The organism is Aedoeadaptatus coxii, assembly GCF_001553115.1.
Classification (GTDB): Bacteria; Bacillota; Clostridia; order Tissierellales; family Peptoniphilaceae; genus Aedoeadaptatus; species Aedoeadaptatus coxii.
The window spans coordinates 199,512-222,817 of sequence record NZ_KQ960172.1; the positions used below are offsets into that span (position 1 = coordinate 199,512).

Consider the following 23,306-nt stretch of genomic DNA (forward strand, 5'->3'; position numbering starts at 1 on the left):
TTCTCTTCGCCATTCCCCTGCTTTTAAGCAAGAAAAAAGCCCTTGCTTTTGCAAAGGCTTAATCATTGTTCTTATGATACAGCGTCATTTGGTAAAGTTCATCCCAAAGGACATCTATATTTTCCCGCGTCACGGCACTGTAAGGAAAGATCAATTCCTTATATTCCACGTCCAACGCTTTTCGTATAACGGAAATAGCTTTTTGCCGCTGATTTTTAGAAAGCTTATCCGCCTTCGTCGCCACGATCATGCCCGCATAACCGGATTCTACGATCCAGCGGTACATTTCCTTATCCTGAGCCGAAGGCTCGTGACGAATATCTACGAGGAGAATGAGCTCCGCCAAATTCTCGCGATAGGCGAGGTAATCGTTAATGGTCTTCGCCCAAGCGTCTTGATCTTTTTTCGACGCCACAGCATAACCGTAGCCTGGCAAATCTACGAGACGCAACATATCGTTAATGCGATAAAAATTAATGGTTCGCGTCTTTCCCGGCTTGCCGCTGGTATGGGCGAGGTTTTTCCTACCGAGCATGGCGTTGATGAAACTGCTCTTCCCAACATTGGAGCGGCCGCAAAAGGCAAATTCCGGCACGTCCGCCACCGGATATTGCTCTTGCTTTACCGCTACTTTTTCCAGTTCGCAGCTTTTAATTTTCATCGTCATGGACGATCGCCTCTTTCAATACCTCATCCATGGTTTCCACGCCGACGATAGTCAGTTTTTTAATCGACGGGGAATCCATTTCTTTAATATCCCGCAAATTAGCTTTCGGGATTAAAACTTTCGTAACCCCCGCCCGTTGAGCGGCGAGAAGTTTTTCCTTTAATCCGCCGATGGGGAGGACGCGGCCTCGCAATGTTACCTCGCCAGTCATGGCGATGTGACGATCCACAGCCTTGCCCGTCATAGCGGAATAAAGGGCCGTGGTCATGGCCGTTCCGGCGGAAGGGCCGTCTTTCGGCGTGGCGCCGTCGGGCACGTGAATGTGAATGTCTTGTTTCGCTTTTAAGGATTCGTCGAGACCGAGCGTATCGGCCATGCTCCAAAGATAAGTGAGGGCCGCCTGTGCGGATTCCTTCATGACATTGCCCAGTTGCCCCGTCAATTGAAGTTTGCCGCTACCCGGCACGACATTGACCTCGATCCCTAAGATCACGCCGCCTACCGACGTCCACGCTAATCCGTTTACGTAACCTACGAGGTTTTTCTCCTCGATCCGTTGAGCAAACGTCTTTTCCTCGCCTAAATATTTTTGAAGATTACGCGCCGTAATTCTCACGCCGGTTTTTCCCGTTTCCATACATTCCAAATTGACCTTACGAATAATTTTGGCAAGGGACTTGTCCAACATACGTACGCCGGCTTCCTGAGTATAGCCCTCGATAATACCATCGACGGCGCCGTCGGATAAACGAATGTCTTCGGCATCGTAGCCCACTTCTTTTAACTGCTTGGGCCACAAATGGTTTTTCGCAATTTCTCTTTTTTCCTCGGGCGTGTAGCCGCCGAGCTGAATAATTTCCATGCGATCCAATAAGGGCGCGGGAATGGTCTTCGTCGTATTCGCCGTGGTAATGAAAAACACATTGGAAAGATCAAAGGGTACTTCCATGTAGCGATCCGTAAAGGTATTATTTTGCGCCGGATCCAATACTTCCAAAAGGCCGGATGCCGGGTCGCCGCGATAATCCTTCCCTACTTTGTCGATTTCGTCGAGCAAAAAGAGAGGATTGTTTTTCCCCGCCTGCTTCATTAAGCTAATGACCCTGCCGGGCATGGAGCCTACATAGGTTCTCCTGTGGCCGCGAATTTCGTTTTCGTCGGTCATGCCGCCCAGGCTCATGCGCACATAGGGAATAGAAAGGGCGTGTGCCACCGATGCGGCGACGCTGGTCTTTCCCACCCCCGGCGGACCGACTAAGCAAAGAATAGGCGAACGTGCATTTTTCGATTTATTGCGCAAGGCGATAAATTCCAAAATACGTTCTTTAATATCTTTCAGTCCGTAATGCTCGTCGTCTAAAATTTTGCGCGCCGCCTTGAGATCCCTAGACTCTTTCGCGGATTCGCACCAAGGCAGATCTAAAATCCAATCCAGGTAATTGGTCATGCCACCGTATTCCGGAGACGCCGTATTCATGCGCTCCAGTTTGTCCAGCTCGCGCTCCGCCTTTTCCCGTACATGGTCGGGAAGTTTTTTCTCGGCGAGCTTTTCCCGGTAAAGATCCACATCTTCCTTTTCATCTTCCCCGGAAAGTTCGCTGCGAATGACGCGCATCTGTTCTTTTAAAAAGTATTCCCGCTGAGATTCGTTCATACTGGTTTTTACTTTATCGTCGATGGCGTTTCCGATGGTGAGAAGCTCGTTTTCTTTTACGAGAATGCTGTGAAGGCGTGTAAGGCGCTCTTTTAAATCAAAGGCGTCCAAAATTTGTTGAGCATCTTCCACCTTCATGTTCACATAGCCCGCCACCGTGTCGGCGAAGGCGCCGGGATCCCGATCGTCGATAACCGAATCCAAGAGCCCGGGATACACCTTATTATTTTTTTCCGAGTATTCGCTGAGATCGTCTTGTGTCATTCGGAAGAGGGCTTCGATTTCATTATCGTCCATGGCCTCTTCGTCGTCTTCGTAAGGCTCTACTCTTACTTCCGTGAGCTTATCCCCTTCGTCGATTTCGTTGATTACGCCGCGCGCAATACCTTTTACGAGAACGCGAACGATGCCGCCAGGGAGACGTAAAATTTGATTGATCTTGCAAATCGTACCCGTGTCGTAATAATCTTCCACGTCGGGATCTTCCACATTGGGATCGCGCTGGGTCACCACAAATAAATAGCCGTCCGTATCGTCGGCATGTTCGATGGCAGCCACCGAACGCTTTCTCGCCGCGTCATAATGGGTTACCACGTGAGGTAAAATCACCATATCTCTCAACGCTAAGAGAGGATAAAGTCCATTGGCGCTTAGTCTTGTCATAATATCTCCTTAAATAAAAAAGCTCACCGCGGTGAGCCTTTCTCTATAAATCGGACGATGCTTTTTTACCAGGCTCTTTACGCTCCATAATGGGAGTTTCTTTACCTTCGACGCATTTCTTCGTCACGATGACGCGGTCCACGTCGTCCATCGAGGGAATATCGAACATGGTGTCCACCATAATTTCTTCGATGGTGCCGCGAAGGCCGCGAGCGCCCGATTTTTTCTTAATGGCCTTTTCCGCAATGGCTTCCAACGCGTCCTCTTCAAAGACGAGTTCCACATCGTCCATGGCGAAAAGTGCTTCATATTGCTTGACCAATGCATTTTTCGGTTCCGTAAGAATGTGAACCAATGCATCTTTGTCCAATTCTTCAAGGGTAACGGTAACGGGAAGACGACCGATAAATTCGGGGATTAAACCGTATTTTAAAAGGTCTTCCCCTTCCAAATGCTTTAAAAGATCTTCTTCGTCGTGTTTGCTACGCTTGATTTCCGTTCCGAAACCGATTCCCCCTTGCCCTAAGCGGTTTTCGATAATCTTATCTAAAGAATCAAAAGCGCCGCCTAAGATGAAGAGAATATTGGTCGTATCCACTTGGATAAATTCCTGATTGGGATGCTTGCGTCCCCCTTGAGGAGGCACATTGGCTTCCGTACCTTCGATAAGCTTTAAAAGCGCCTGTTGCACGCCTTCGCCGCTGACATCGCGGGTAATGGATACATTCTCGGATTTTCGCGCGATCTTGTCGATTTCATCGACGTAAATAATGCCGCGCTCGGCAGCTTCTACATCGTAATCCGCCGCTTGAATCAGTTTCAAGATGATGTTTTCCACGTCTTCGCCTACATAGCCCGCTTCCGTTAAGGACGTGGCGTCGGCGATGGCAAAGGGAACATCGAGAATGCGGGCCATGGTTTGGGCGAGAAGAGTTTTCCCGCTACCTGTCGGACCCACCATTAAAATATTACTTTTTTGTATTTCTATATCATTATTCGTTGAATTTGCGTTTTTTTCCTGTGAGCGAATGCGCTTGTAGTGATTGTAAACCGCCACGGCGAGGGCGCGCTTGGCGCTTTCCTGGCGAACGACGTAATCATCCAAAGTCGCTTTTATTTCCGCAGGGGTCGGCAACTTGCCCGGTTCCTTGGAACCTTTTTCGTTAACCGCTTCCTGACCTAAAATAGATTCACACAAATGGATGCATTCGTCGCAAATATACACATCGGGGCCGGCAATCAGCCGTTCCACTTGGTCTTGCGATTTGCCGCAAAAGGAACAACGCAAATCATTGGAATTGTTTGGCATGAACGCTCCTAACTATTGACGCTTTTCGATAACATCGTCGATGATGCCGTAAGCTTTAGCCTCTTCGGCGGACATGTAGTAATCTCTGTCCGTGTCTTTTTTGACTTTTTTAAGGGTTTGCCCGGTTCTCTCGGCGATGATCTTATTTAATTGATCCCGTGTCTTTAAGATTTTTTCCGCGTGAATTTGAATATCTGCCGCCTGACCTTGGGCGCCGCCTAAGGGTTGGTGGATCATAATATCCGCATTGGGCAAAGCGTAGCGCTTGCCTTTTTCACCGGCCAGGAGCAAAAACGCACCCATGGAAGCCGCAAGACCCACGCAAATCGTGGAAACATGGGGCTTAATATATTGCATAGTATCGTAAATTGCAAAGCCGGCACTTACGGATCCGCCGGGAGAATTAATATAGATTTGAATATCCTTGTCCGGATCTTCCGATTCAAGGAATAATAATTGTGCGACGACCAGGTCCGCCATTTGATCGTTGATCTCCCCGGTTAAGAAGATAATGCGATCCTTTAAAAGTCTCGAATAAATATCGTAACTGCGTTCGCCGCGATTGGTCTGTTCGACGACCATAGGGACTAATGCCATTGTATGCCTCCTTCATGAGGCTCTCATAGCCTCTTACTTGTCTTCTTTATCTTCTGCCGCTTCCACTTCTTTCGCATTTTCTACGAGGAAGTTGACGGCTTTTTTACGTTCCAAATCCGATTTTAAAGCGTCGGAATTGTTTTCGATCATGGTTTTAACCATTTCTTCTTGTTTGTCTTCGTCGCCTTTAAAGTATACGGCTGCCGTTTCGCGAGCGTAGTCTTCGATTTCTTTTTCGTTGACTTCAAATTTTTCCGCTTCGATAACCGCTTCCAAAGCTAATTGTTTGCGCACTTCAGCTTCGGCATCGCCACGCATAGATGCCTTAAAGTCATCTAAACTTTGGCCGAGCATGCCCAGGTATTGTTCCAATTGAATGCCTTGGCTGCGCATATTGTTGTCCATTGTGCGAACTTGCTCTTCAATGGCGTTGTTGACCATAGCGTCGGGAACGTCTACTTCCATATTGTCCGCTACTTTTTCCAAGACGCGGTTAATACGTAGATTTTCCGCATTAGCTTCCACTTCGGCGATTTTCTTTTCGCGAATGTCCGCTTTATATTCTTCTACAGTGTCGAATTCGGAAATATCCTTAATGAATTCGTCGTCCACTTCGGGAAGTTCTTCCTTGCCGATGGAGTTAAGGGTAATGTGGAAGACGGCTTCCTTGCCCTTTAAGTCTTCGTTAAAGTAATCTTCGGGGAAGGTTACATTAATGTCGAATTCGTCGCCGACTTCGTGGCCTACGACGCCTTCTTCAAAGCCCGGAATAAAGCTTCCGCTACCGAGTTCCAACTCTTGGTTTTCGGCGCTGCCGCCTTCAAAGGCTTTGCCGTCCACTTCGCCTTTAAAATCGATGTTAACCTTGTCGCCTTCTTCGGCTGCACGGTCGTCGATGTTAATGTGGCGAGCATTAAGGTGACGTTGCTTGTCGATTTCGTTCTCGATTAATTCGTCGCCGACTTCGGTGGGAACCGCTTCGATTTCCACACCTTTGTATTCGCCGAGTTTCACTTCCGGTTTTACTTCCACGTCGATGTTGACGATAATATCTTTTTTACGATCGAACTTTTCTTCGTCGATGTCTACATTCGGTTGGTCGATTACTTCAAGTTTCAATTCGTCGACAGCCGCTTGATAGTGTTTGGGAAGCACTTCATTTAAAGCATCTTCAAAGAAAATGCCGTCGCCGTAGAACTGTTCGATAATCTTTTTAGGTACGTGGCCTTTACGGAAGCCCGGTACATTAAAGTAGTTCTTGTTTTGTTTATAGATCTTCATTTCCGCTTCGCGAATTTCTGCAGCGGGAATGGTTAAATCGAAGTAAACCTTATTCTTTTCTTGCTTTTTAATCTCTGTCATCGATATCCCTCCATAATTTATATCTAAAGCATTATACCATAAGGCCATTAAAATCGACAGTTTAAGGGCAAAAAACACCCTTCAAAGGGATTTTTCGCCCTATACGCGCCGTTCATAGACGAAATGACAGTAAGGACACCGTATGGAAACTTTACCTTTGCCCTTGGGAACTTTCGCCAACTTATTACAGGACGGGCAGTGAACATAGCGATAGTATTTTCTGTTTTTAAAACGGACCCACATGGTTTTGAAAGGAGCTACGAGATCGCGAAACCGCCCGTTTTCTTTTCGTCGCTTGCCATAATTGGCGGAATAGGCGCGAAACAAGGCGATGAGAATGACGATATAGGAGAAATTAAACAGGACGCGCCGCTTCAAAAAATAGCAAAGAATAAGGGCCGCAAAGCCTACGATATAAAGGGCCGTATTTAATTCATCCCATCCGTAGCGTGTTCGCAAAAACTGTTGAAACTTTAATTTCGCTTTATTCCACACCGGTTTGGTAACTCCTTACGGTTTCGGCGCTCTTTCGATATTTTTCCAATTCTTCATCGGTTAAGTTCAGGGTAATGATTTTTTCTACGCCGTTTTTGCCGATCACGCAAGGCGTGGAAACGTAGACGTCATTTACGCCGTATTCCCCGGAATGGAGAGCCGATACTTGAAGGGATTCCTTCGAATCGAAATGTACCGCATCTAAAATATCGTTCACCGTGTTGGCGATGCCGTATTGGGTGCTGCCCTTGCCGAAAAAGGCGCGGTGACCGCGATAGACTACAGATTCTTCGATAGCCTCTTTGTCGGCGGTAACGTGGTTCTCTTTGAGGAATTGATCGAAGGGAACGTGATTAATTGTAACTTGAGAATAGGGAAGGAATTGGCTGTCTCCGTGTTCGCCAAGCATCATACTGTTTACGGAGTGAACGGATACGCCGTAAGTTCTCGCGAGAATGGTTTGGCTTCGTTCGGAATCGAGAGCCGTACCGCTTCCGATGACGCGGGAAGCATCGAGACCGGAATATTTCCATACGGCGTAGGCGATGGCGTCGCAGGGGTTTGTTACCACGACGAAGACGCCGTCAAATCCCGCCGCCATAATTTTCGGGATATAGTCTTTTACATCTTCGTGATTATTTTTAAATTCGTCACGACGTTGTGCATTTTCCGGGATACGACCGCTGGCTATGACGATGTGATCCGCCTTCGCCACATCGCCGATGGTGCCGGCGATAAATGCCGTGTCGTGAGGGTAAAAGCGATTGGCATCTTGCAAATCGCTGACCACGCCGTCTAAGCGCTTGTCGTTAATATCGTAAAAAACAATTTCGTTGTAACCGCCGCGCAAAGCCGCCGTGTAAGCTACAATTTCCCCTACATGGCCTGCGCCGATAATACCTAATCTTGCCATATTATCTCCTTTTATTTAATCAATTCTCTCAATGCGTTAAATTCATCGATACTTAATGTAATGCCCTTGGTCATACGGGAATGATCTTCATTCCAGCCACGAATATCGAATTTCGCCGGAGCCCCGTTATAAGACACGCGGTTTAATTCCTTCGTCCAGCCGTTATTCGGCGAGCCAAGGACACCTAAATGTTCTACAATTTCAAATGAAAAATCAGCCATGATGCCTCCTAATTGAAAAAAGCGCCTTAGGCGCTTTTTCTATGCCACCGATACGACCGTATAGCCGGCATCTTCTACCGCTTTTTTAAGCACATCTTCCGAAAGGTTTGCGCCTTCCACTTTTGCTTCGCCCGGTTCCAACGTTACCGTGGCTTTTACGCCGTCCAAAGCATTTAAGGCTTTTTCAACGCGGCCGACGCAGTGTTGGCAGCTCATGCCTTCGATGGTTAATGTTTTATGTTCCATAATCTGTTCCTCCTTTATACTTTCTTTGTCTTTATACCCCTTTGCGTGGGGATAATCAAGTTTATTTTCATCTCTTAAAGAAATTAATTTCGGTTCCACGGAAATCTCGTCGCTTTCTGTGCGATCCGCCTCTTCCAACGTCACGAGATTTAAGCGGAGTGCGTTTGTTACGACGAAAACCGAACTGAAACTCATGGCGAAGGCGGCGATCATGGGGCTAAGTGTTAAGCCGAAGGACGGGTAAAATACCCCCGCCGCTACGGGAATACAAATCACATTGTAAAAGAAGGCCCAGAATAAATTCTGCTTGATGTTGCGAATGGTAGCTTCGGAAAGTTCCACGCCGCTCACCACATCTAAGAGATCGCTGTGCATCAACACCACGTCGGCACTTTCCATGGCGATATCCGTTCCGGCGCCGATGGCGATGCCCACATCACTTCTCGCAAGGGCAGGAGCGTCGTTAATGCCGTCGCCCACCATGGCGACCTTTCCCTCTTCCTGATATTTCCGCACAAAGGCCTCTTTTTCATCGGGCAGGACGCCGGCGTGAATTTTATCGATGGCGAGATCTTTCCCGATCACTTCCGCCGTCTTTTCATTGTCTCCTGTGAGCATAATAATACGCTTGCCCATGGCCTTTAATTTTTCCAGGGCCTCTTTGGAATTTTTCTTCACCACATCTTTTGCGGCGATAAAGCCGAAAAGTTCTTTTTCCGTGGCAAAAAAGAGGGGCGTCTTTCCTTCGTTGAGCGTGCGTTGAAGTTCGTCCTCCACACCCTCTAATGAGTGGCCCAGTTCCTCCATTAGGCGAATATTGCCGCCGTAAAAGACTTCGCCGTCGATGGTCGCCTTCAGCCCTCTACCGGGGAGAGCTTCGAAATCTCTTACATCTTCGGCCACTTTCTCGCCATATTTTCCTTCAAAGCTGCGAATAATGCCTTCCGCCAAGGGATGTTCCGACGGTTTTTCCAGGGCATATGCCAATTCAAAAAGGGATTCCGCCCCTCCCTTTATCGCCACTACATCGGTGACAAAGGGCTTACCATTGGTAATGGTGCCCGTCTTATCTAAAATCAGCGTGTCCGCTTCGTGGAGCAGCTCTAAACTTTCCGCACTCTTGTAGAGCACACCTGCCTTGGCGCCTTTCCCCGTACCTACCATAATGGCGACAGGGGTGGCGAGGCCGAGGGCGCAGGGGCAACTGATGACGAGAACGGAAATGGCCAGACGCAGGGCAAATTCTTTATCTGCGCCGAGGAGGAGCCAGACTGCCGCCGTCACGAGGGCGATGGCGATGACGATGGGCACAAAGACCCCCGCTACACGATCGGCGATTTTCGAAATGGGTGCCTTCGTCGCGTTGGCATCTTCCACGAGTTCGATGATTTTCGAAATGGTCGTGTCGTCGCCTACACGAGTGGCTTCCATGATCAGGCGGCCCTGCCTGTTGGTCGTCGCCGCCATCACCTCGTCCCCCGGCCCTTTTTCCACGGGAATGGACTCGCCGCTAAGGGCGGATTCGTCGATGGCACTTAAACCTTCGATAACTCTTCCGTCTACGGGCACATTTTCTCCGGGACGGAGGACGATTTTATCGCCGATGACGATATCTTCCACCGCCACGACCATTTCCTCGCCGCCGCGAATCACCGTAGCTTCCGACGGCGTCAAATCCATGAGGGAGCGAATGGCGTCGGATGTGCGGTGTTTGGCACGGGCTTCCAACCATTTACCGAAGTCGATTAAAACTACGATCATGGCAGCCGATTCAAAATAAAGTTCGTGTCCGTAGTGAAGCACGCGCTCCATGTCCCCGTGGCCGAAGCCGTAGGAAAGTTGGAAGATGACGATAATGCCGTAAACGTAAGCGGCGCCGGAACCGATGGCGATTAAGGCGTCCATATTCGGGTGGCGCTTCGCCAGGGATTTAAAACCGTTAATGTAATAGTGGCGATTTAAAAATAAGATGGCCGTCGCCAACATAAATTGCAGAAGAGCAAAGCTCATTAAATTTTCCGTTCCTGCTAAAAAACGCGGAACGGGTAGCCCCATCATGGGCCCCATGGCGATGTAGAAAAGGGGAAGAAGCAAGAGAGCCGAAGCGAGAAGCCGCTTCTTTTTTTCTGCGAGATCGACTAAAAAGGGATCTTCCGCCGGCTCCTCTTTTTTCTTTCCCTCTGTTCTCTCGGGAAATGCCTTATAACCGGCGTCGTCTACCGCTTTTAAAATTGCTTGTTCTACGCCGTCGTCGGCGACTACTTTCATGGAATTGGTCAGAAGATTCACCGCCACGGATTCCACGCCTTCCACTTTAGAAACTGCGCGCTCTACGGCGGCGGAACAAGCGGAGCACGTCATGCCCTCCACTCTAAATTTTTGTTCCATAAAACCTCCTTCTTTCGTTAGATTATTCATTCTTCATATGATTTAATCCTACCAATCTACTCGGTCATTGTCAACGCTACCGGCGTTTGCGAGGAGTTTTTCAATTTCCCTTTCCTCATCCGCCGTTATGTCGATTTTATGGTAATCTCCGTCTGCGGAAGTCCAGAGATAGAGATCGGGCATCTCCCCTTTAATGGCTTCGTAAGCTTTTCCGTAAAGGCCGATTTGCAAGCGGTATTGATCGATGAGATGAGAGCCGATGCCTCGCTCCCCGGTTTTAAAGTCGATAATGGCCACCCGCCCGTCCAGGATGCGAAGCTGATCGTAAAATCCTTCCAAGGTTACCTTTCCGAAATTGGCAGAGAACGGAACTTCCGTGCCGAGTATTTCCGCCTCTTCCAGCGTTTTATCGTAGCGATCCATGGCGGCCTTTAACCGCTCCCCGTTAACGCCGAGTGATTCGCCGCGCTGTAAAAGTCGCGCCTTTAAATCCTCGTCCGGAGCTGTGGCGCGCTGGGCGTAATGGTGAAAGAGCGAACCGAAGGCCAGGTAATTTTCTCCGCTGCCCTTGCCCTGGGCGAGAATTTCCTCTTCCTGTTTGCGCAAAAGACCGCTGGCGGATACCACTTTCCGCTTTTCCAAGTGAATGGGCTTTCGCTCCTCTTGAGGTACGGCGGGATCATCTTTCGTCGCAGTCGATGGTATCTCATGGACATCCTCTTCATCAAATTCGATACCATCCAAATAAGATAAAAGGCCCGATGAACTTTCCTTGGATTTGATGAGGTAGAGATAATTTTCCGCCCGCGTCATGGCGACGTAAAGCAGACGACGAATTTCGTCGCGATTTTCCGCTTTTTGAATCTCCCGATTCAAATTGTAAACCGCGGACGCGTCGGGTCTGTGAATGCCGACGCCGTATTCCTCCGAGTAATTAAAAAGCCCGCCTTCCCCTCGCTCCTTAGCGAAGAGATGGCCCATATAAACTCTTTCGTACTCCAACCCTTTGGCGCCGTGCATGGTGGAAATGTCGATGTCCGCTTCGCCGCCGAACACCGCTTCTCCCACTTTTTCACGCTCCGAATCTTTCTTGATCTTATCTAAAAACCCTTCGATGGTATGGCCCTCGTGTTCGTAAGATTCCGCAAGGGATAAAAATACGTCTACATTGGCGACTCCCTGTTCGCCTCTTTTGCGAAATACACTGTCATAATAGCCGCTCCAATGAATGAGTTCCTTTAAAAAAACATAGGGTGAGCAAAGGGATTCCCGCTCTTTTAAAAATTCCTCGAAACGCGAACGGCGATCGTGTGCATCGTCCCCGAGGGGCAGTCCCTTTTCCGAGCGATAAAGATCTTCTCGAGACCAGCCTACGAAAGGCGAACGCAAAGCGGCGAGGGAAAGATTTTCCTCGGCCTGAGCTTCTAAAGCGATGACGAGATCCCGCACCTCTCGCGCGTCGTAAAAACCGTCGGAACTCCTGTTGCGATAGCGAATCCCCTGCTCGCGAAACACTTCTTCGTAAACACTCATCCATTTTTTTCGCCAAAGGAGAAGGGCGCGGGAAGAGGCAGGGTGCTTGCGAATGTCCTCGGCGATCCAAAGGGCTTCCCTACGAATGGAATCTTCGTCGTCTTCCCCTTCTCCTACGTCGATGCCGCGAAATTCCCAGTCCCCTTCCCCGTGGCCGATAACCTCATCGTCGCCGAAAAGATCATCGAAGTAATCTTTTATTAAGGCCACAAGATCGGCGTGGGAACGGTAGTTGTTCACGAGGGACATGGACGTCGCCCCGTCTTTTACCATGTCCTCGCCGAAAGATTCGCTCGTCAAACGATCGGCGCCGCGAAAACCGTAAATCGATTGTTTTTTGTCGCCGACGATAAAGAGGGTACTCTCGCCTTTCAACGCTTTCAGCAATCGAATTTGCAAAGGATTCGTATCCTGAAATTCATCTACGAGCAAATGATCATAGGCCGGCGCAGCTACACCGGATTCTAAGAGAGCCGTGGCTTTTTCCAAAAGATCCTGAAAATCCACCGCGCCTTTTTCCCTCTTCGCCTTGCGGTACGATGCGTCTAAATATTTCAGCGCGCTATCGATGGCTTCAATATAAGGTTTGTTTTCCCCTTCATATAAAAGGCCGAGCTTTTCTTTCAGTGCTTTAAATTCCTCGTTTAGCTCGCCTTTGGCCGCGGCGAGCCTGCCGATAGGGGGAAAGTTTTCGAAATAAGCTAATTGTTCCTCACGGCTCCATGTCTTTAGAGATTCCACAGTCGTCGTTTCCAAATACTGATGCACTTGGGAACTTCCGAAGCCAATCGCTTCCGCCAGCCTTTCCACAAAATCCAACCACTCCCCAAGAACCTCGCCGCCTATTTCATCTCGCGGCGAGATCTTATGGAGAGCCCCTTTCGTGCGGTACTTATCGTACGCTTCCACGAGTCCGTATTTCACACCGTCCGGCGATATGTCCGACGCCTCCATCAAACTCAAAAGCATCTCGTCGGAAAAAATCCGAGGCGCTATCTCGTCGAAACTCCATTCCAAAAGGGCGCGGGCTTCCCCCTCGTTTAACTGCTCCATGGCTTCCAAGGTGTCCGCTTCAATATCGTAAAGGGAAAGGAGATGGCGGCAAAAGCCGTCGATGGTCATCACCGTCACCCTGCCCGGCGCAATCTCTTCGAGGGCCGATTCGATTCGCGCGGCCATTTCCTCGGCGGCGCGATTGGTAAAGGTGATGGCGAGGACGCGGTCGTCGGTCTCTTCCAAAATATGTTTCACCCGCTCCGTCAGCACCCGTGTTTTTCCGGCTCCTGCACCGGCGGTAAGAAAGATCGAGCGATCGTAGCCTGTGGCGGCCGCCTCTTGTTCTTTATCTAATCGAAACATAAACCCTCCTTTCTGCAAAGATCGATGCAATCACAATATTGACACACGCTCTCTTTGTTAGGCGCCGCGGGAAAATCCCCGGCGACGATAGAGTCGATGGTTTCATGAAGGGCTTTTTCCGCCCCGTCTAAAAAAGCGTCGAATTCTTCTCTTGAAAGCCTCCGCTCTTTCCGCAAGCGATAATAACTACCTGCTTCTTCAACATTGCGAAGCATCACCGATTCCGTTCCCTTTTCGATGGAAACGTACTCGAGAGATACCACCTTTTTGTCGATAAAGCGGCGAGCCCCTGCGTACATGGCGAGCTGCATGGCGTCGTACGCCATAATGGAATCGAAGGAAGGAGTGTTCTTCGTCTTGTAGTCGACTAACACCTCTCGTCCCTCGCCGTCTTCGTCGATGCGATCGATAATGCCGCGCACCGAATACTCGCCGAAGGGATAGGTAAAGGGCGCTTCAAACCGCGCCGGCCGAAAGCCCTTATTTTTCTTTTCGTCGGCAAGACGGTTTTCCTCATTTTCAATAGCGGCGAGAAGAGCGCGGAGCATATCCCGTTTCAGAATCGGGCGAAGATACTCCGCCACCGTGTAGGCCACCGTATCGTCGAATTCTTTTTCCAGTGCGTCTTGCAGCTCCCCTTTCTCCAAATCTCCCTGAAAATAGCGAGCCAAGAGATCGTGGTAAAGATTCCCCACAGACAAACGGCGCTCCCCGGAAAGACCGGGAACATCCCGGTTCAACACGCGCTGAGCGAAATACTTAAAGGGGCACGACAAATAAAGATCCACGGCGGAAGGCGAAAAAGAAGCGCCTTTCATTTCTGCCAGTCGATGGGCGCAAAGATCTTCGCCGAATCCTTCTTCCGATGTAAAAAGGATTCCTTTGTTGGGAAACACTTCCCCCGCTTCGTCCAGATCCACCACATCCCCTTTTAACTGCGCAAAAAGAGATGCCTCTTCTCCGTCGCCCCATTTGTAGAGGAGCGCTTCCTTCGCCGAAGCGATGGAATAGGATAGAGCCAAGCTGTCCCGTTCGGGGTCGAGATAATCGGGGAAGAGTCCCGCCTTTTGTAACGCAAAAATCGTACCGTGATGTACCAAATCATTTTCTCCGGCGACGCGGGGAAAGCGGTGATCCAGACCGAGGACGTAGAGTACGTCGTAATCGTAGCCGAAGCCTGCCGTAAGAGAGATTATGTTTACCCCCTCTAGCCGTTCCCCTTCCATGGCGCTTCTGAGAATGGACTCAAATTCCTCGCCGGTCAGCTCGCCGTAATCTCCTCCTCGAGATTCCATGGCACGGAGCAAAATCAACCCGCTTTCGGAGTCGAGAGATTCCAAAATTTCTTTGGTGCGTTCGGCAAAATCATAAAAACTTCCCTTACCGAAGCCGGAAAGTTTCGCCAAGCCTTCCATGGAGCGGAAGAGCAACTCTTTTTCGTCCTCCTCCAAAAAAAGACGAAGGGCTTTACGCGATTCCCATTGGGAAAGATCGTCGATCCCTAAGTTTTCCAATATTCGAGCCAAGGCTTTGCCCTCTTCCATAGTGCATAATGGGGAACGCAAAAAGGCAACCAGGGTAGGGATGTCGTCGTTCAATCGCCAAAAAAGGCGAAGCAAATCGAAGACCCCGTTCTCGTCAAGGGGAAGAACTTCCCGCGCCACGGGAATCCCTGCAAGCTCCAAACTTTTCTCCACCCCTTCCCTGTCTGACCGGTGAAGTACCATGACACCTACATTCAAATCCGGCTGGGCGAGTAAACGGCGATATATATCCTCCGTTACATGGCGCAAAGCCCGCTCCCGTTGGAGGGATTGAAAAGCTGTTACTTTCGTTTCGGCTGCCTGCCCTTCTATAGAAGTAGCAGGAGGCAATCCTTCCTTTAACACGCGCAGCGCCCCGTCGTCGTAACCCTTAAAGGGCAAATAGACGCGCACATCGCAAACACCGTCCAACTTATGTAAAAGCGCCCGTTCGTCTTGGGAAAAGCCCGTGAAGCCGAACACATCGTAAACTCGCTTTTCATACACTTTGGAAGCGAGGGATTCTTTCATAATGGAAAGTTTGCCACGAAAATTCCCTTCGCCACATGCTTTTTTATAACAGGTGAGCAACTTCGGAATATCCCCGCGCCAGGAATAGGGAAGTTTCTCCCAATCAGCTTTTTCCGCGTCAATTGCTTCCAACAACCGGAAGAGAGACTGTACTTTTTCGAGAGATTCCACAGATTGAAACACCGTGGCGCCTTCCCGCAAATACTTGCGAAAATAAAAAAGGGATTCCCCTTCCCCGCGAGGAGCGTCGATGGCGAGGATCTCCGTCAAATCATCGAAAGTGAAAAAATCCACGCCGAGAAAACCGCCTCGCGATCGTAAAAATTCCTTCGCCCGTGCGATTTGCGCGAGATTGGGCATAATGACAGCCCGTCGGCCCGGAATGTCTTCCTTGAAAAGATATTCCGGCCCGGCGCCCATAGGCAATTCAAAACACTTCACAAAAACCCTCCTACTTGTAGCGCAAGTCGATAGACATCATGGCGCCTTGGAATTTTCCCCTCGGCTCACATATGACCGTCTTCTCGGAAAACGCACCGTAATCAGAGGGGGGAAACACCAGGCGATAGGCGTGGAGCAATTGGTGATGCAATTCCGGAAAACGACGACTCTTCTTGCCGTACTTTTGATCGCCGACGATGGGGTGGCCGATGGAGGCGAGCTGCTGGCGAATTTGATGGGTGCGCCCGGTAACGAGCTCCGCCTCTACAAGGGTGAAGCCGTTTTTGAAATCCAAGGGCCGATAAATTCCCTTGGCAAACTTTCCATCGTCTCCTTCCACCATGCGGTTTTTATCCTCTTCCTTCTCCAGGCGATTTTCCACCGTCCTTTCCGATTCCAAATGGCCTTCCACAATGGTGAGATAATACTTTTTCAGCTTCCGCTCCCGAATCCATCGGTTGGCATCTCGGAGCCCTTCCGCTGTCTTGGCGCCTAAAATTAAACCGCTTGTATTTCGATCCAGGCGATTGCAAATCGAGGGAATAAACGTATTTTCCAAGCGGGGATTATAGGACTTCTCGTGAATCAAATAAGTAAGCATGTCGTCTACCATATTGCGCTCAAATTTTTTCCCCGTGCCGTGACTTAAAATTCCCACAGGCTTTTCCATGACGATAAAATCATCGCTTTCCGCCACGACCTTCGGAAAATGGCCGGCGATTCGCCGCGGCGTCTTGGAAAACTTGGAGATGGTGTCGTCGGAAAAATAAACCTCCACCTTGTCGCCTATTTCCAAAACATCTTCTTCCTTCGCCTTCTTGCCGTTGACGGTAATGTTCTTTTTCCGAATGGATTTATATAAAAGAGACGCCTTCGCCTTTGGAAAAAGCTTGCGCACGTAACGATCCAAACGCATGCCGGCGTCATTTATGTCAATTTCGTAACTGGTCACGGGATCCTCTCCTTCTGTGGAATTCCTATGGTATAATGATTCTATATATTGATTATAACGAAATCTCGGATAAAAAGGAAAAGAGGCACTATGAATTTCAACGGAAAACTATCCAAGGCCTTTGTTGGCATTTTACGCTTAATCGGCGTGCTGCTCATTATCCTCGTTTTGCTCTTTATTATTAAATGGCGCATGAACCACATGTTTTCCATGATGACGCCGGAGGAAAAAAAGGAAACGAGTATCACAGAAGAAATTAAATCGTCGAAAGATCAATTGAATAAAATCAGCGACGTGGCGAAGGACGCTTCCAAGGAAACCACTCTCATTAAATTTGAAAACACCGACGTAGGCGCCGTCGCTGAAATGCTGAAAAAAGAAGGGCTAATTCGCGATAAAGCCGCCTTTATCAACATGGCGACGCAATCCGGCCTCGGCAATTACATTACGGCGGGAAGTTACGAAATCCCGGCAGGTACATCCCCCGAAACCATTCTTAAAAAACTGACGGAAACCGGCGTACAAAAAGCGACGCGCACGGTAGTTATCGAAATACCGGCAAATGCCAACGATCAAATGATCGCGAGCATTGTGGCGAAGGAAAACCTCGTGGCCGACGAGCAAGCTTTCCTGGAAATGATACGGGCAGAGGGCGCCGTACCCAGAATCAAACCGGGCGGCTACACCATTCACGCACCCCTTTCTCCCCAAGAACTGCTCAATACCCTTATGAAATACGACGGAACTCAACCGGCGCAATAAAACGTAAACGAAACCCCACCATCTAAAAGAGATGATGGGGTTTTTTCATGCCCAAAATATCCTCGACTTTTAGAAAACCGCTTTTGGAAATAAAAAAGGAATGTCTCCCGTTATGAACAGGTGACATTCCGCTTTTATGCCATTCAATTGTTTGGGTTTCGCGCCATTTCCGCGAAATGTTTTTTTCGCTTTACTCTAGCGTTCCGCGTACGCTTTCGCGAGGGCCGCGCCGAGCTTGGTGTTGTTGTAAACCAATGCGATATTGGATTCCAAACTGCTGCCGCCGGTAACTTCCAATACTCTTTGCAGTAAGAAGGGTGTGGATTCTTTGCCGCTAATGCCTTCTTTTTCCGCATCGTGAAGTGCCTCTTCAATGGCTTTTTCAATAACGACTTCATCCATTGCGTCTTTTTCGGGAATGGGATTGGCCACTACGATACCGCCGTGGAGACCGAGGTTCCATTTTGCCTTCATAAGATCGGCGATTTTGGCAGGGTCGTCGTAGCGATAGTCTAATTTATGGCCGCTTCTTCTCGTAAAGAAAGCGGGCATTTCTTCCGTTTCATAGCCGACGACGGGAACGCCGAAGGTTTCCAAATATTCGAGGGTAAGCCCGATATCCAAAATGGATTTGCAGCCTGCGCAGACGACGGCGATGTCGCTGGTAGCAAGTTCTTGAAGGTCGCGGGAGATATCCATAGTGGTTTCCGCACCGCGGTGTACGCCGCCGATACCGCCGGTGACCAAAATGGGAATGCCTGCAAGACGCGCCGTTACAATGGATGTTGCCACAGTTGTGGCGCCATTTAATCCGTTGGCGACGATGTGGGCGTAATCTCTCGTGGAGCTTTTAATAATATCCTTCGAGGTCGCCATAAATTCGATTTCATCTTCCGTTAAACCGACTTTAATGCGGCCGTTAATAATGGCCGTCGTCGCCGGCACAACCCCTGCCTCTCTTAAAATGGCTTCGCAGTGTTTTGCCATTTCAACATTTTTCGGATAGGGCATGCCGTGAGAGATGATGGTGGATTCGAGAGCGACCACCGGTTTTTTTGCATCCAGTGCCTCTTGAACTTCTTGGGCAATGTCCATGTACTGTTCCAAATTAGATAGTGTCATATTGTATCTCCTCTTTCTCTTTTTCCCATTGGCGTCTGTCGAAAACGCTCAAATCACTGTGATCACTTTTGAGAACCATACGGGATGCCGCCATAGCGCCGACGATGGCTTCTTCAAGAGATTTCCCTTGAACCAATTCCGCCGTCAACATGCCGACAAATGCATCTCCCGCTCCCGTGGCGCCTTTGATCGCCATGGGAGAAGTTGTGAAATGTAAACCTTGATCGGCGGAATATAAATACGCTCCGTCGCTTCCGGCGGTAATAAGCACATGCTCCGAGCCCTTCGCAAGAAGTGCTCGCCCGCAGTCTGAAATACTCGCCCCGTCACCTAATTCGGACAATGCTCGGGCTTCCAGAACGTTACATTTTAGCACATTTATTTTAGAAAGGAAAGGCTTAAATTTTCCGACCTTTACGGCGCTAACGCCGTCGACGATAATCTTCGTGTCCCAACTGAAGACAGTTTCGAGAGCTTCTTCCTTTAAATTGGCATCCACTACGGTGTAGGACGCTTTTTCCGCCAATTCCCGTCGGGAATCCATTTCCTCTTTTCCCAGTTTGTCAACGGCCTTCATGTCGTTGACCGCCACATACATTTCTCCTTCATCGTCCAACACGACCAGGTAACTTCCCGTGCCCACGTCTTGAAAGGTAAAGGACCATTCGAAATTCAGTTTCTCCGGCGCATTTTGAAGAATCAATGTTTTTTTATCGTCGTCGCCGAATGCCGTGACGATTTTCGCCTCGATGCCGACGAGGGCAATGTTGGCGGCAATATTTCGTCCAACACCTCCCGGCGTCATGCGCACATCGCCGGGATTGGAATCGTGGAGCAAAAGCCCGGCCTTCGATTTTCCGCTAATGTCCATATTGCAGCCGCCGAAGACGGCGACATAGGCTTCGCTCATTGTTTCATTCCCTCCCCTCGATTTTTAATCCGTTTATAACATGCGCGGCAAAGCGGCTCGTATTTTTCCGTAGCGCCGATGACCACGCGATCAGATTCTTTCGTGGTGCGGTGGCTAACCCAAGCGTCGCTTCCGCAATGGGCGCAGACAGCGTGGTGCTTTTCCACATAATCGGCTACCGACATAATTTCCTTTACGATTTCAAAAGGATGGGCTTCGTAATCCATGTCGAGCCCTGCGCAGACGATGGTCTTTCCCTCGTCCAGCAGCGTATCAAATGCCGACAAAATCTTTGCCGCATCGCCGGTTAAAAATTGCACTTCGTCGATGGCGAGTACATCCGCCTTTTCACGATTGGCCGCTTCCACGACATCGTCGATATCTTCCACAACCACCGCCTCCAGAGAGGTGTTGTCGTGACTCGTAATGGCAGAGTGGATAAAGCGCGTATCCAAAGTAGGTTTTAATACCAAGGTATTGTACCCGGCAATGCGAAACCGCTTTACTTCCCGCTCTAAACTCGATGTCTTTCCTGAAAACATGCTTCCCGTGTGTAATATTAAACGTCCTCGATATTGATGCATCTCGTCCTCCTCGAAAAAATTATACCACAGCCTCGCGGACTGGCGCTAAGGACATTACAGATCTGAAATTATTCTGTATAATGAATGTAGATACTGAACCTACGACAAAGGAGCTGCCATGTTACATATCGATCATCTTTCAAAATTTTACGGCAAAAAACAAGTTCTTTTCGATATTAGTTTTTCTCTGGATCCCGGCGATATTTGCGCCTTTATCGGCTCCAACGGCGCCGGTAAAACTACGACTATAAAATCCGCCTTGGGTCTTATCCCCTTTGATTCCGGCACCATTACCATCGACGGCCACAATATCGAAACGGAGCCTATGGAAGCAAAACGCATTTACAGTTACGTTCCCGATAATCCGGAGCTTTATACTTTTATGCGGGGAATCGACTATTTAAATTTCATCGCCGATATTTTTGAGTTAGACTACGATACGCGAAAAAGGGGCATCGACACGCTCTCGAAAGATTTCGACATCCACAATCGTCTCGGCGAGCCTATTGAATCTTACAGCCACGGCATGCAGCAAAAACTCGCCCTCATCGGCGCCCTTTTACACGACCCGAAACTCATCGTCTTAGACGAACCCTTCGTCGGCTTAGATCCCTTGGCGACGAAAAAAATTCGCGAACATTTTAAGCGTATGGCAGAAGATTGCGACACGACCATTTTATTCTCAACCCACGTTTTGGAAGTGGCGGAAAAATTATGCAATAAAGTCGCCATTATCCGCGAAGGACGCTTAGTCTATTTCGGTTCCACACAGGAAGTACTCGCCAAGGGAAGTTTGGAAGATCTCTTTGTGGAAAGGATGCAAGACCATGCTTAAGACCCTGATCCATTTGGAAATCAGCCGTATTTTTGCTCAATTTAAAGGGGGCAAGCAAAAAGCCTTTGGCATTTTCGTCTACATTATGAGCCTTTGGGGCATCTTCGGCCTAGGTGCCCTTCTCCCCCTTTTCGGCTCCTCCGGCATCATTTCCACCATGCCCAAAGGAGAAGAATTTTCCGTTTCTGAACTTGTTCAGCGGTTCGATCTTATATCGACGGCGGACATCACCGTGGGCATTTTATTTGTCGCCGTTTTTTTCCTGGCATTTTTTCAAATGAAAAATACCTTTTTCCACCGTTTCGATCAATCCACTTTATGGTCCCAACCTATCGAAACGAAAACCATTATTTTATCGAAATTTATCGGCTCCTGGATCGTAGGCATTCCCATGATCGTCGCCTTTTCTCTCGGCTCTTTGGGCATTTGCTTTCTGTCCACCGGCTCATTGATTAAGACTCTTATTTTGTTCTTGCTCTTTCTTTCGGCGGAAGTGATCGGCGAGTGTTTAGGTTATTTTCTGCGCACCCTGTTTACCCGCGCCAATCGCCGTTTCCGCACGCCGAAAATCGTAAAGACCCTTGTAAAGGTCATCCTCTTCGCCGGGATCATGATGGTGTATTACTATGAAATCGCCAATAATTTTAAAGATATAGCGCGATTTTTAATCTTCTTCCGTTCTCTGCCGACGGCCTTTCGCATCATGTCCTTTATTTTGGAAAAGCATATTTTCCTTGCCCCTATTCCCATGCTCGTCGCCCTCGCGCTTTTACTTTTGTTTGTGCGCTACATGGCAAGTCACTTCTTCGCCATCGCCGAAACCATGGAAAGTCGAGGCAGCAAGAAAGTGATGGCGCAAAAAGATTTAAAACCTAAATCCAGAATCGCAGCCTTGATTACAAAGGAGCTCAAACTTTACTGGGATAATTCCACCGTGGCCATGAATACCTTTTTCGGTGCTCTCATGCCCCTTATCCTCTGCCTTCTCCTCCTCGTGCCCGTCATTCACGACGGCTTTACGGATTTCTTGTACGAACAACACTATGTGCCACCTTATGCCGCCCTCTTCCTCATTTTGCTTTCCCTTGCCGGCGTCATGAATGTGGCGGGCTACAGTTTTAGTTTGGAAGGTAAATCCGCTTATTTAACCTACACCCTTCCCCTTACGGGGCGCATGGTCTTTTTCGGAAAACTCTTGGCCTATTTGGTCATCCTCATTCCACTCTATACACTGAGTTTTATTGTGGCCATGGCGATTTTGTCGCCGGATCCCCGCTACATGATTCTCTATTTTTTAGGCCCCGTAGCTTATATTATTTTCAACAACGCCGTCGGACTTCTCTTCGACTGGAAGTTCGCCAACTACACCTGGACCACGCCTCAGGAATTTGCGAAAAATTCAAAACAGGCTTTCTTTTCCGCCTTCGGCAATATCGGCGTAAGCGCCCTCATTATTTTCGTCGGCATGACGATTATGACGACCTATCCCCTTTTATACGCGGGGATTATTACGGCACTCCTTATAATCGCCGACATCATTCTGTTTCTTCTGACGAAGAATTTGAAAATCTATCACATTTAAATCTTTCCATGAAAAAACCACGCTGAGTTTTTTGCTCAACGTGGTTTTTCTTATCCTTCAAATGTATAGGTTTGGGCCCGTTCGATGACAATATCCTCATCCGGTCTATCCATACTGTTTCGTTCGGCAGCGGCAATGGCATCCACTACATCCATTCCTTCGACCACTTGACCGAAGACGGTGTGTTTTCCGTCGAGCCAAAAGGCACCGCCTTTTTCCTTGTAGCCGTCGATAACATCTCGGCTATAGCCTAAACGCTCTCCGGCAGCTTCCATTTGTTCGATAATATCGTCGGCGACCGTCGGGCCGTGAACGATGAAAAATTGACTGCCGTTGGTGTTGGGGCCGGCGTTGGCCATGGAAAGAGCGCCCACAATGTTGCGGTAATCTTTGTGGAATTCATCCTCGAAGCGTTCGCCCCAAATACTTTCGCCGCCTCGGCCGGTGCCTGTAGGGTCGCCGCCTTGAATCATGAAATCGGGAATGACGCGGTGAAAAATAATGCCGTCATAGTAACCGCGATCGATTAACGTCGTAAAATTTTCAACTGTCTTCGGCGCCGCTTCGGGAAAAAGGCGCAAGACGATGTCGCCTTTTGTGGTGGAAAGCTTCGCCATTTTGTCGCCCGCTTGGGGCGCTTCCAATTGTTTTAACATT

19 protein-coding genes are annotated in these 23,306 nt (G+C 48.9%); 3 read left to right on the plus strand and 16 right to left on the minus strand.

The genetic code is table 11. The features are described 5' to 3' along the window. Nucleotides 1-58: 58 nt before the first annotated feature. From yihA to HMPREF1863_RS03690, 12 genes are all read right to left on the minus strand, one after another. Nucleotides 59-661 (minus strand): ribosome biogenesis GTP-binding protein YihA/YsxC, encoded by a 603-nt coding sequence (gene yihA, locus HMPREF1863_RS03635; RefSeq protein ID WP_068367599.1) that lies wholly within the window; start codon nt 659-661, stop codon nt 59-61. Further along, nucleotides 651-2,984, minus strand: coding sequence for an endopeptidase La (lon, locus tag HMPREF1863_RS03640; RefSeq protein ID WP_068367460.1), 2,334 nt, complete (start codon nt 2,982-2,984; stop codon nt 651-653). Before lon ends, yihA begins: the two co-directional genes overlap by 11 nt. Before the next feature lie 43 nt (nt 2,985-3,027). Further along, a complete protein-coding gene (gene clpX / locus HMPREF1863_RS03645) occupies nt 3,028-4,293 on the minus strand; it encodes an ATP-dependent Clp protease ATP-binding subunit ClpX (protein ID WP_068367462.1) in 1,266 nt (421 codons plus the stop codon). Nucleotides 4,294-4,305: 12 nt separating this feature from the next. Beyond that, a complete protein-coding gene (gene clpP / locus HMPREF1863_RS03650; RefSeq protein WP_068367464.1) occupies nt 4,306-4,890 on the minus strand; it encodes an ATP-dependent Clp endopeptidase proteolytic subunit ClpP in 585 nt (194 codons plus the stop codon). A gap of 33 nt (nt 4,891-4,923) precedes the next feature. Beyond that, nucleotides 4,924-6,252 (minus strand): trigger factor, encoded by a 1,329-nt coding sequence (gene tig / locus HMPREF1863_RS03655; protein WP_068367466.1) that lies wholly within the window; start codon nt 6,250-6,252, stop codon nt 4,924-4,926. A 99-nt stretch (nt 6,253-6,351) separates the two neighbouring features. Further along, entirely contained in the window at nt 6,352-6,747 is a 396-nt protein-coding gene (locus tag HMPREF1863_RS03660) for a hypothetical protein (RefSeq protein ID WP_068367469.1), read from the minus strand. Continuing rightward, nucleotides 6,737-7,660, minus strand: coding sequence for a lactate/malate family dehydrogenase (locus tag HMPREF1863_RS03665; protein ID WP_068367471.1), 924 nt, complete (start codon nt 7,658-7,660; stop codon nt 6,737-6,739). The genes HMPREF1863_RS03660 and HMPREF1863_RS03665 overlap by 11 nt, the downstream gene beginning before the upstream one ends. An 11-nt stretch (nt 7,661-7,671) precedes the next feature. Next, nucleotides 7,672-7,881, minus strand: a complete 210-nt coding sequence (locus HMPREF1863_RS03670) for a YdbC family protein (RefSeq protein ID WP_068367472.1) — start codon at nt 7,879-7,881, stop codon at nt 7,672-7,674. A gap of 39 nt (nt 7,882-7,920) precedes the next feature. Then, nucleotides 7,921-10,515 carry a heavy metal translocating P-type ATPase gene (locus HMPREF1863_RS03675; protein WP_068367474.1) on the minus strand — a complete coding sequence of 865 codons (2,595 nt, stop codon included), beginning with the start codon at nt 10,513-10,515 and terminating at the stop codon, nt 7,921-7,923. Nucleotides 10,516-10,563: 48 nt separating this feature from the next. Beyond that, nucleotides 10,564-13,407 (minus strand): UvrD-helicase domain-containing protein, encoded by a 2,844-nt coding sequence (locus HMPREF1863_RS03680; protein WP_068367476.1) that lies wholly within the window; start codon nt 13,405-13,407, stop codon nt 10,564-10,566. Beyond that, the gene (locus HMPREF1863_RS03685; protein ID WP_068367478.1) at nt 13,395-15,902 is read right to left on the minus strand and encodes a PD-(D/E)XK nuclease family protein; all 2,508 of its coding nucleotides are present in this window, start codon (nt 15,900-15,902) and stop codon (nt 13,395-13,397) included. Before HMPREF1863_RS03685 ends, HMPREF1863_RS03680 begins: the two co-directional genes overlap by 13 nt. Before the next feature lie 10 nt (nt 15,903-15,912). Next, nucleotides 15,913-16,854, minus strand: a complete 942-nt coding sequence (locus HMPREF1863_RS03690; protein ID WP_068367480.1) for an RluA family pseudouridine synthase — start codon at nt 16,852-16,854, stop codon at nt 15,913-15,915. Nucleotides 16,855-16,944: 90 nt separating this feature from the next. On the opposite strand from HMPREF1863_RS03690, the gene HMPREF1863_RS03695 reads away from it, so the two are divergent. Next, nucleotides 16,945-17,616, plus strand: a complete 672-nt coding sequence (locus tag HMPREF1863_RS03695) for an endolytic transglycosylase MltG (protein ID WP_068367482.1) — start codon at nt 16,945-16,947, stop codon at nt 17,614-17,616. A 195-nt stretch (nt 17,617-17,811) separates the two neighbouring features. On the opposite strand, the gene HMPREF1863_RS03700 is transcribed toward HMPREF1863_RS03695, so the two are convergent. From HMPREF1863_RS03700 to HMPREF1863_RS03710, 3 genes are read right to left on the minus strand one after another with little or no spacing between them, the layout of a single operon-like run. Next, nucleotides 17,812-18,738 (minus strand): pseudouridine-5'-phosphate glycosidase, encoded by a 927-nt coding sequence (locus tag HMPREF1863_RS03700; protein WP_068367484.1) that lies wholly within the window; start codon nt 18,736-18,738, stop codon nt 17,812-17,814. Next, nucleotides 18,725-19,648, minus strand: a complete 924-nt coding sequence (locus HMPREF1863_RS03705; protein WP_068367486.1) for a carbohydrate kinase family protein — start codon at nt 19,646-19,648, stop codon at nt 18,725-18,727. Before HMPREF1863_RS03705 ends, HMPREF1863_RS03700 begins: the two co-directional genes overlap by 14 nt. Continuing rightward, nucleotides 19,645-20,232, minus strand: a complete 588-nt coding sequence (locus HMPREF1863_RS03710; RefSeq protein ID WP_068367488.1) for a thymidine kinase — start codon at nt 20,230-20,232, stop codon at nt 19,645-19,647. The genes HMPREF1863_RS03705 and HMPREF1863_RS03710 overlap by 4 nt, the downstream gene beginning before the upstream one ends. Nucleotides 20,233-20,350: 118 nt before the next feature. Between HMPREF1863_RS03710 and HMPREF1863_RS03715 the strand changes: the two genes are divergently transcribed. Together HMPREF1863_RS03715 and HMPREF1863_RS03720 are read left to right on the plus strand one after the other, a co-directional pair. Further along, a complete protein-coding gene (locus HMPREF1863_RS03715) occupies nt 20,351-21,067 on the plus strand; it encodes an ABC transporter ATP-binding protein (protein ID WP_068367491.1) in 717 nt (238 codons plus the stop codon). Beyond that, complete coding sequence (locus HMPREF1863_RS03720) at nt 21,060-22,649, plus strand: hypothetical protein (protein WP_068367492.1); 1,590 nt, start codon at nt 21,060-21,062, stop codon at nt 22,647-22,649. Before HMPREF1863_RS03715 ends, HMPREF1863_RS03720 begins: the two co-directional genes overlap by 8 nt. Nucleotides 22,650-22,699: 50 nt before the next feature. On the opposite strand, the gene HMPREF1863_RS03725 is transcribed toward HMPREF1863_RS03720, so the two are convergent. Then, nucleotides 22,700-23,305, minus strand: coding sequence for a peptidylprolyl isomerase (locus HMPREF1863_RS03725; protein ID WP_068367494.1), 606 nt, complete (start codon nt 23,303-23,305; stop codon nt 22,700-22,702). Nucleotide 23,306: the final 1 nt, after the last annotated feature.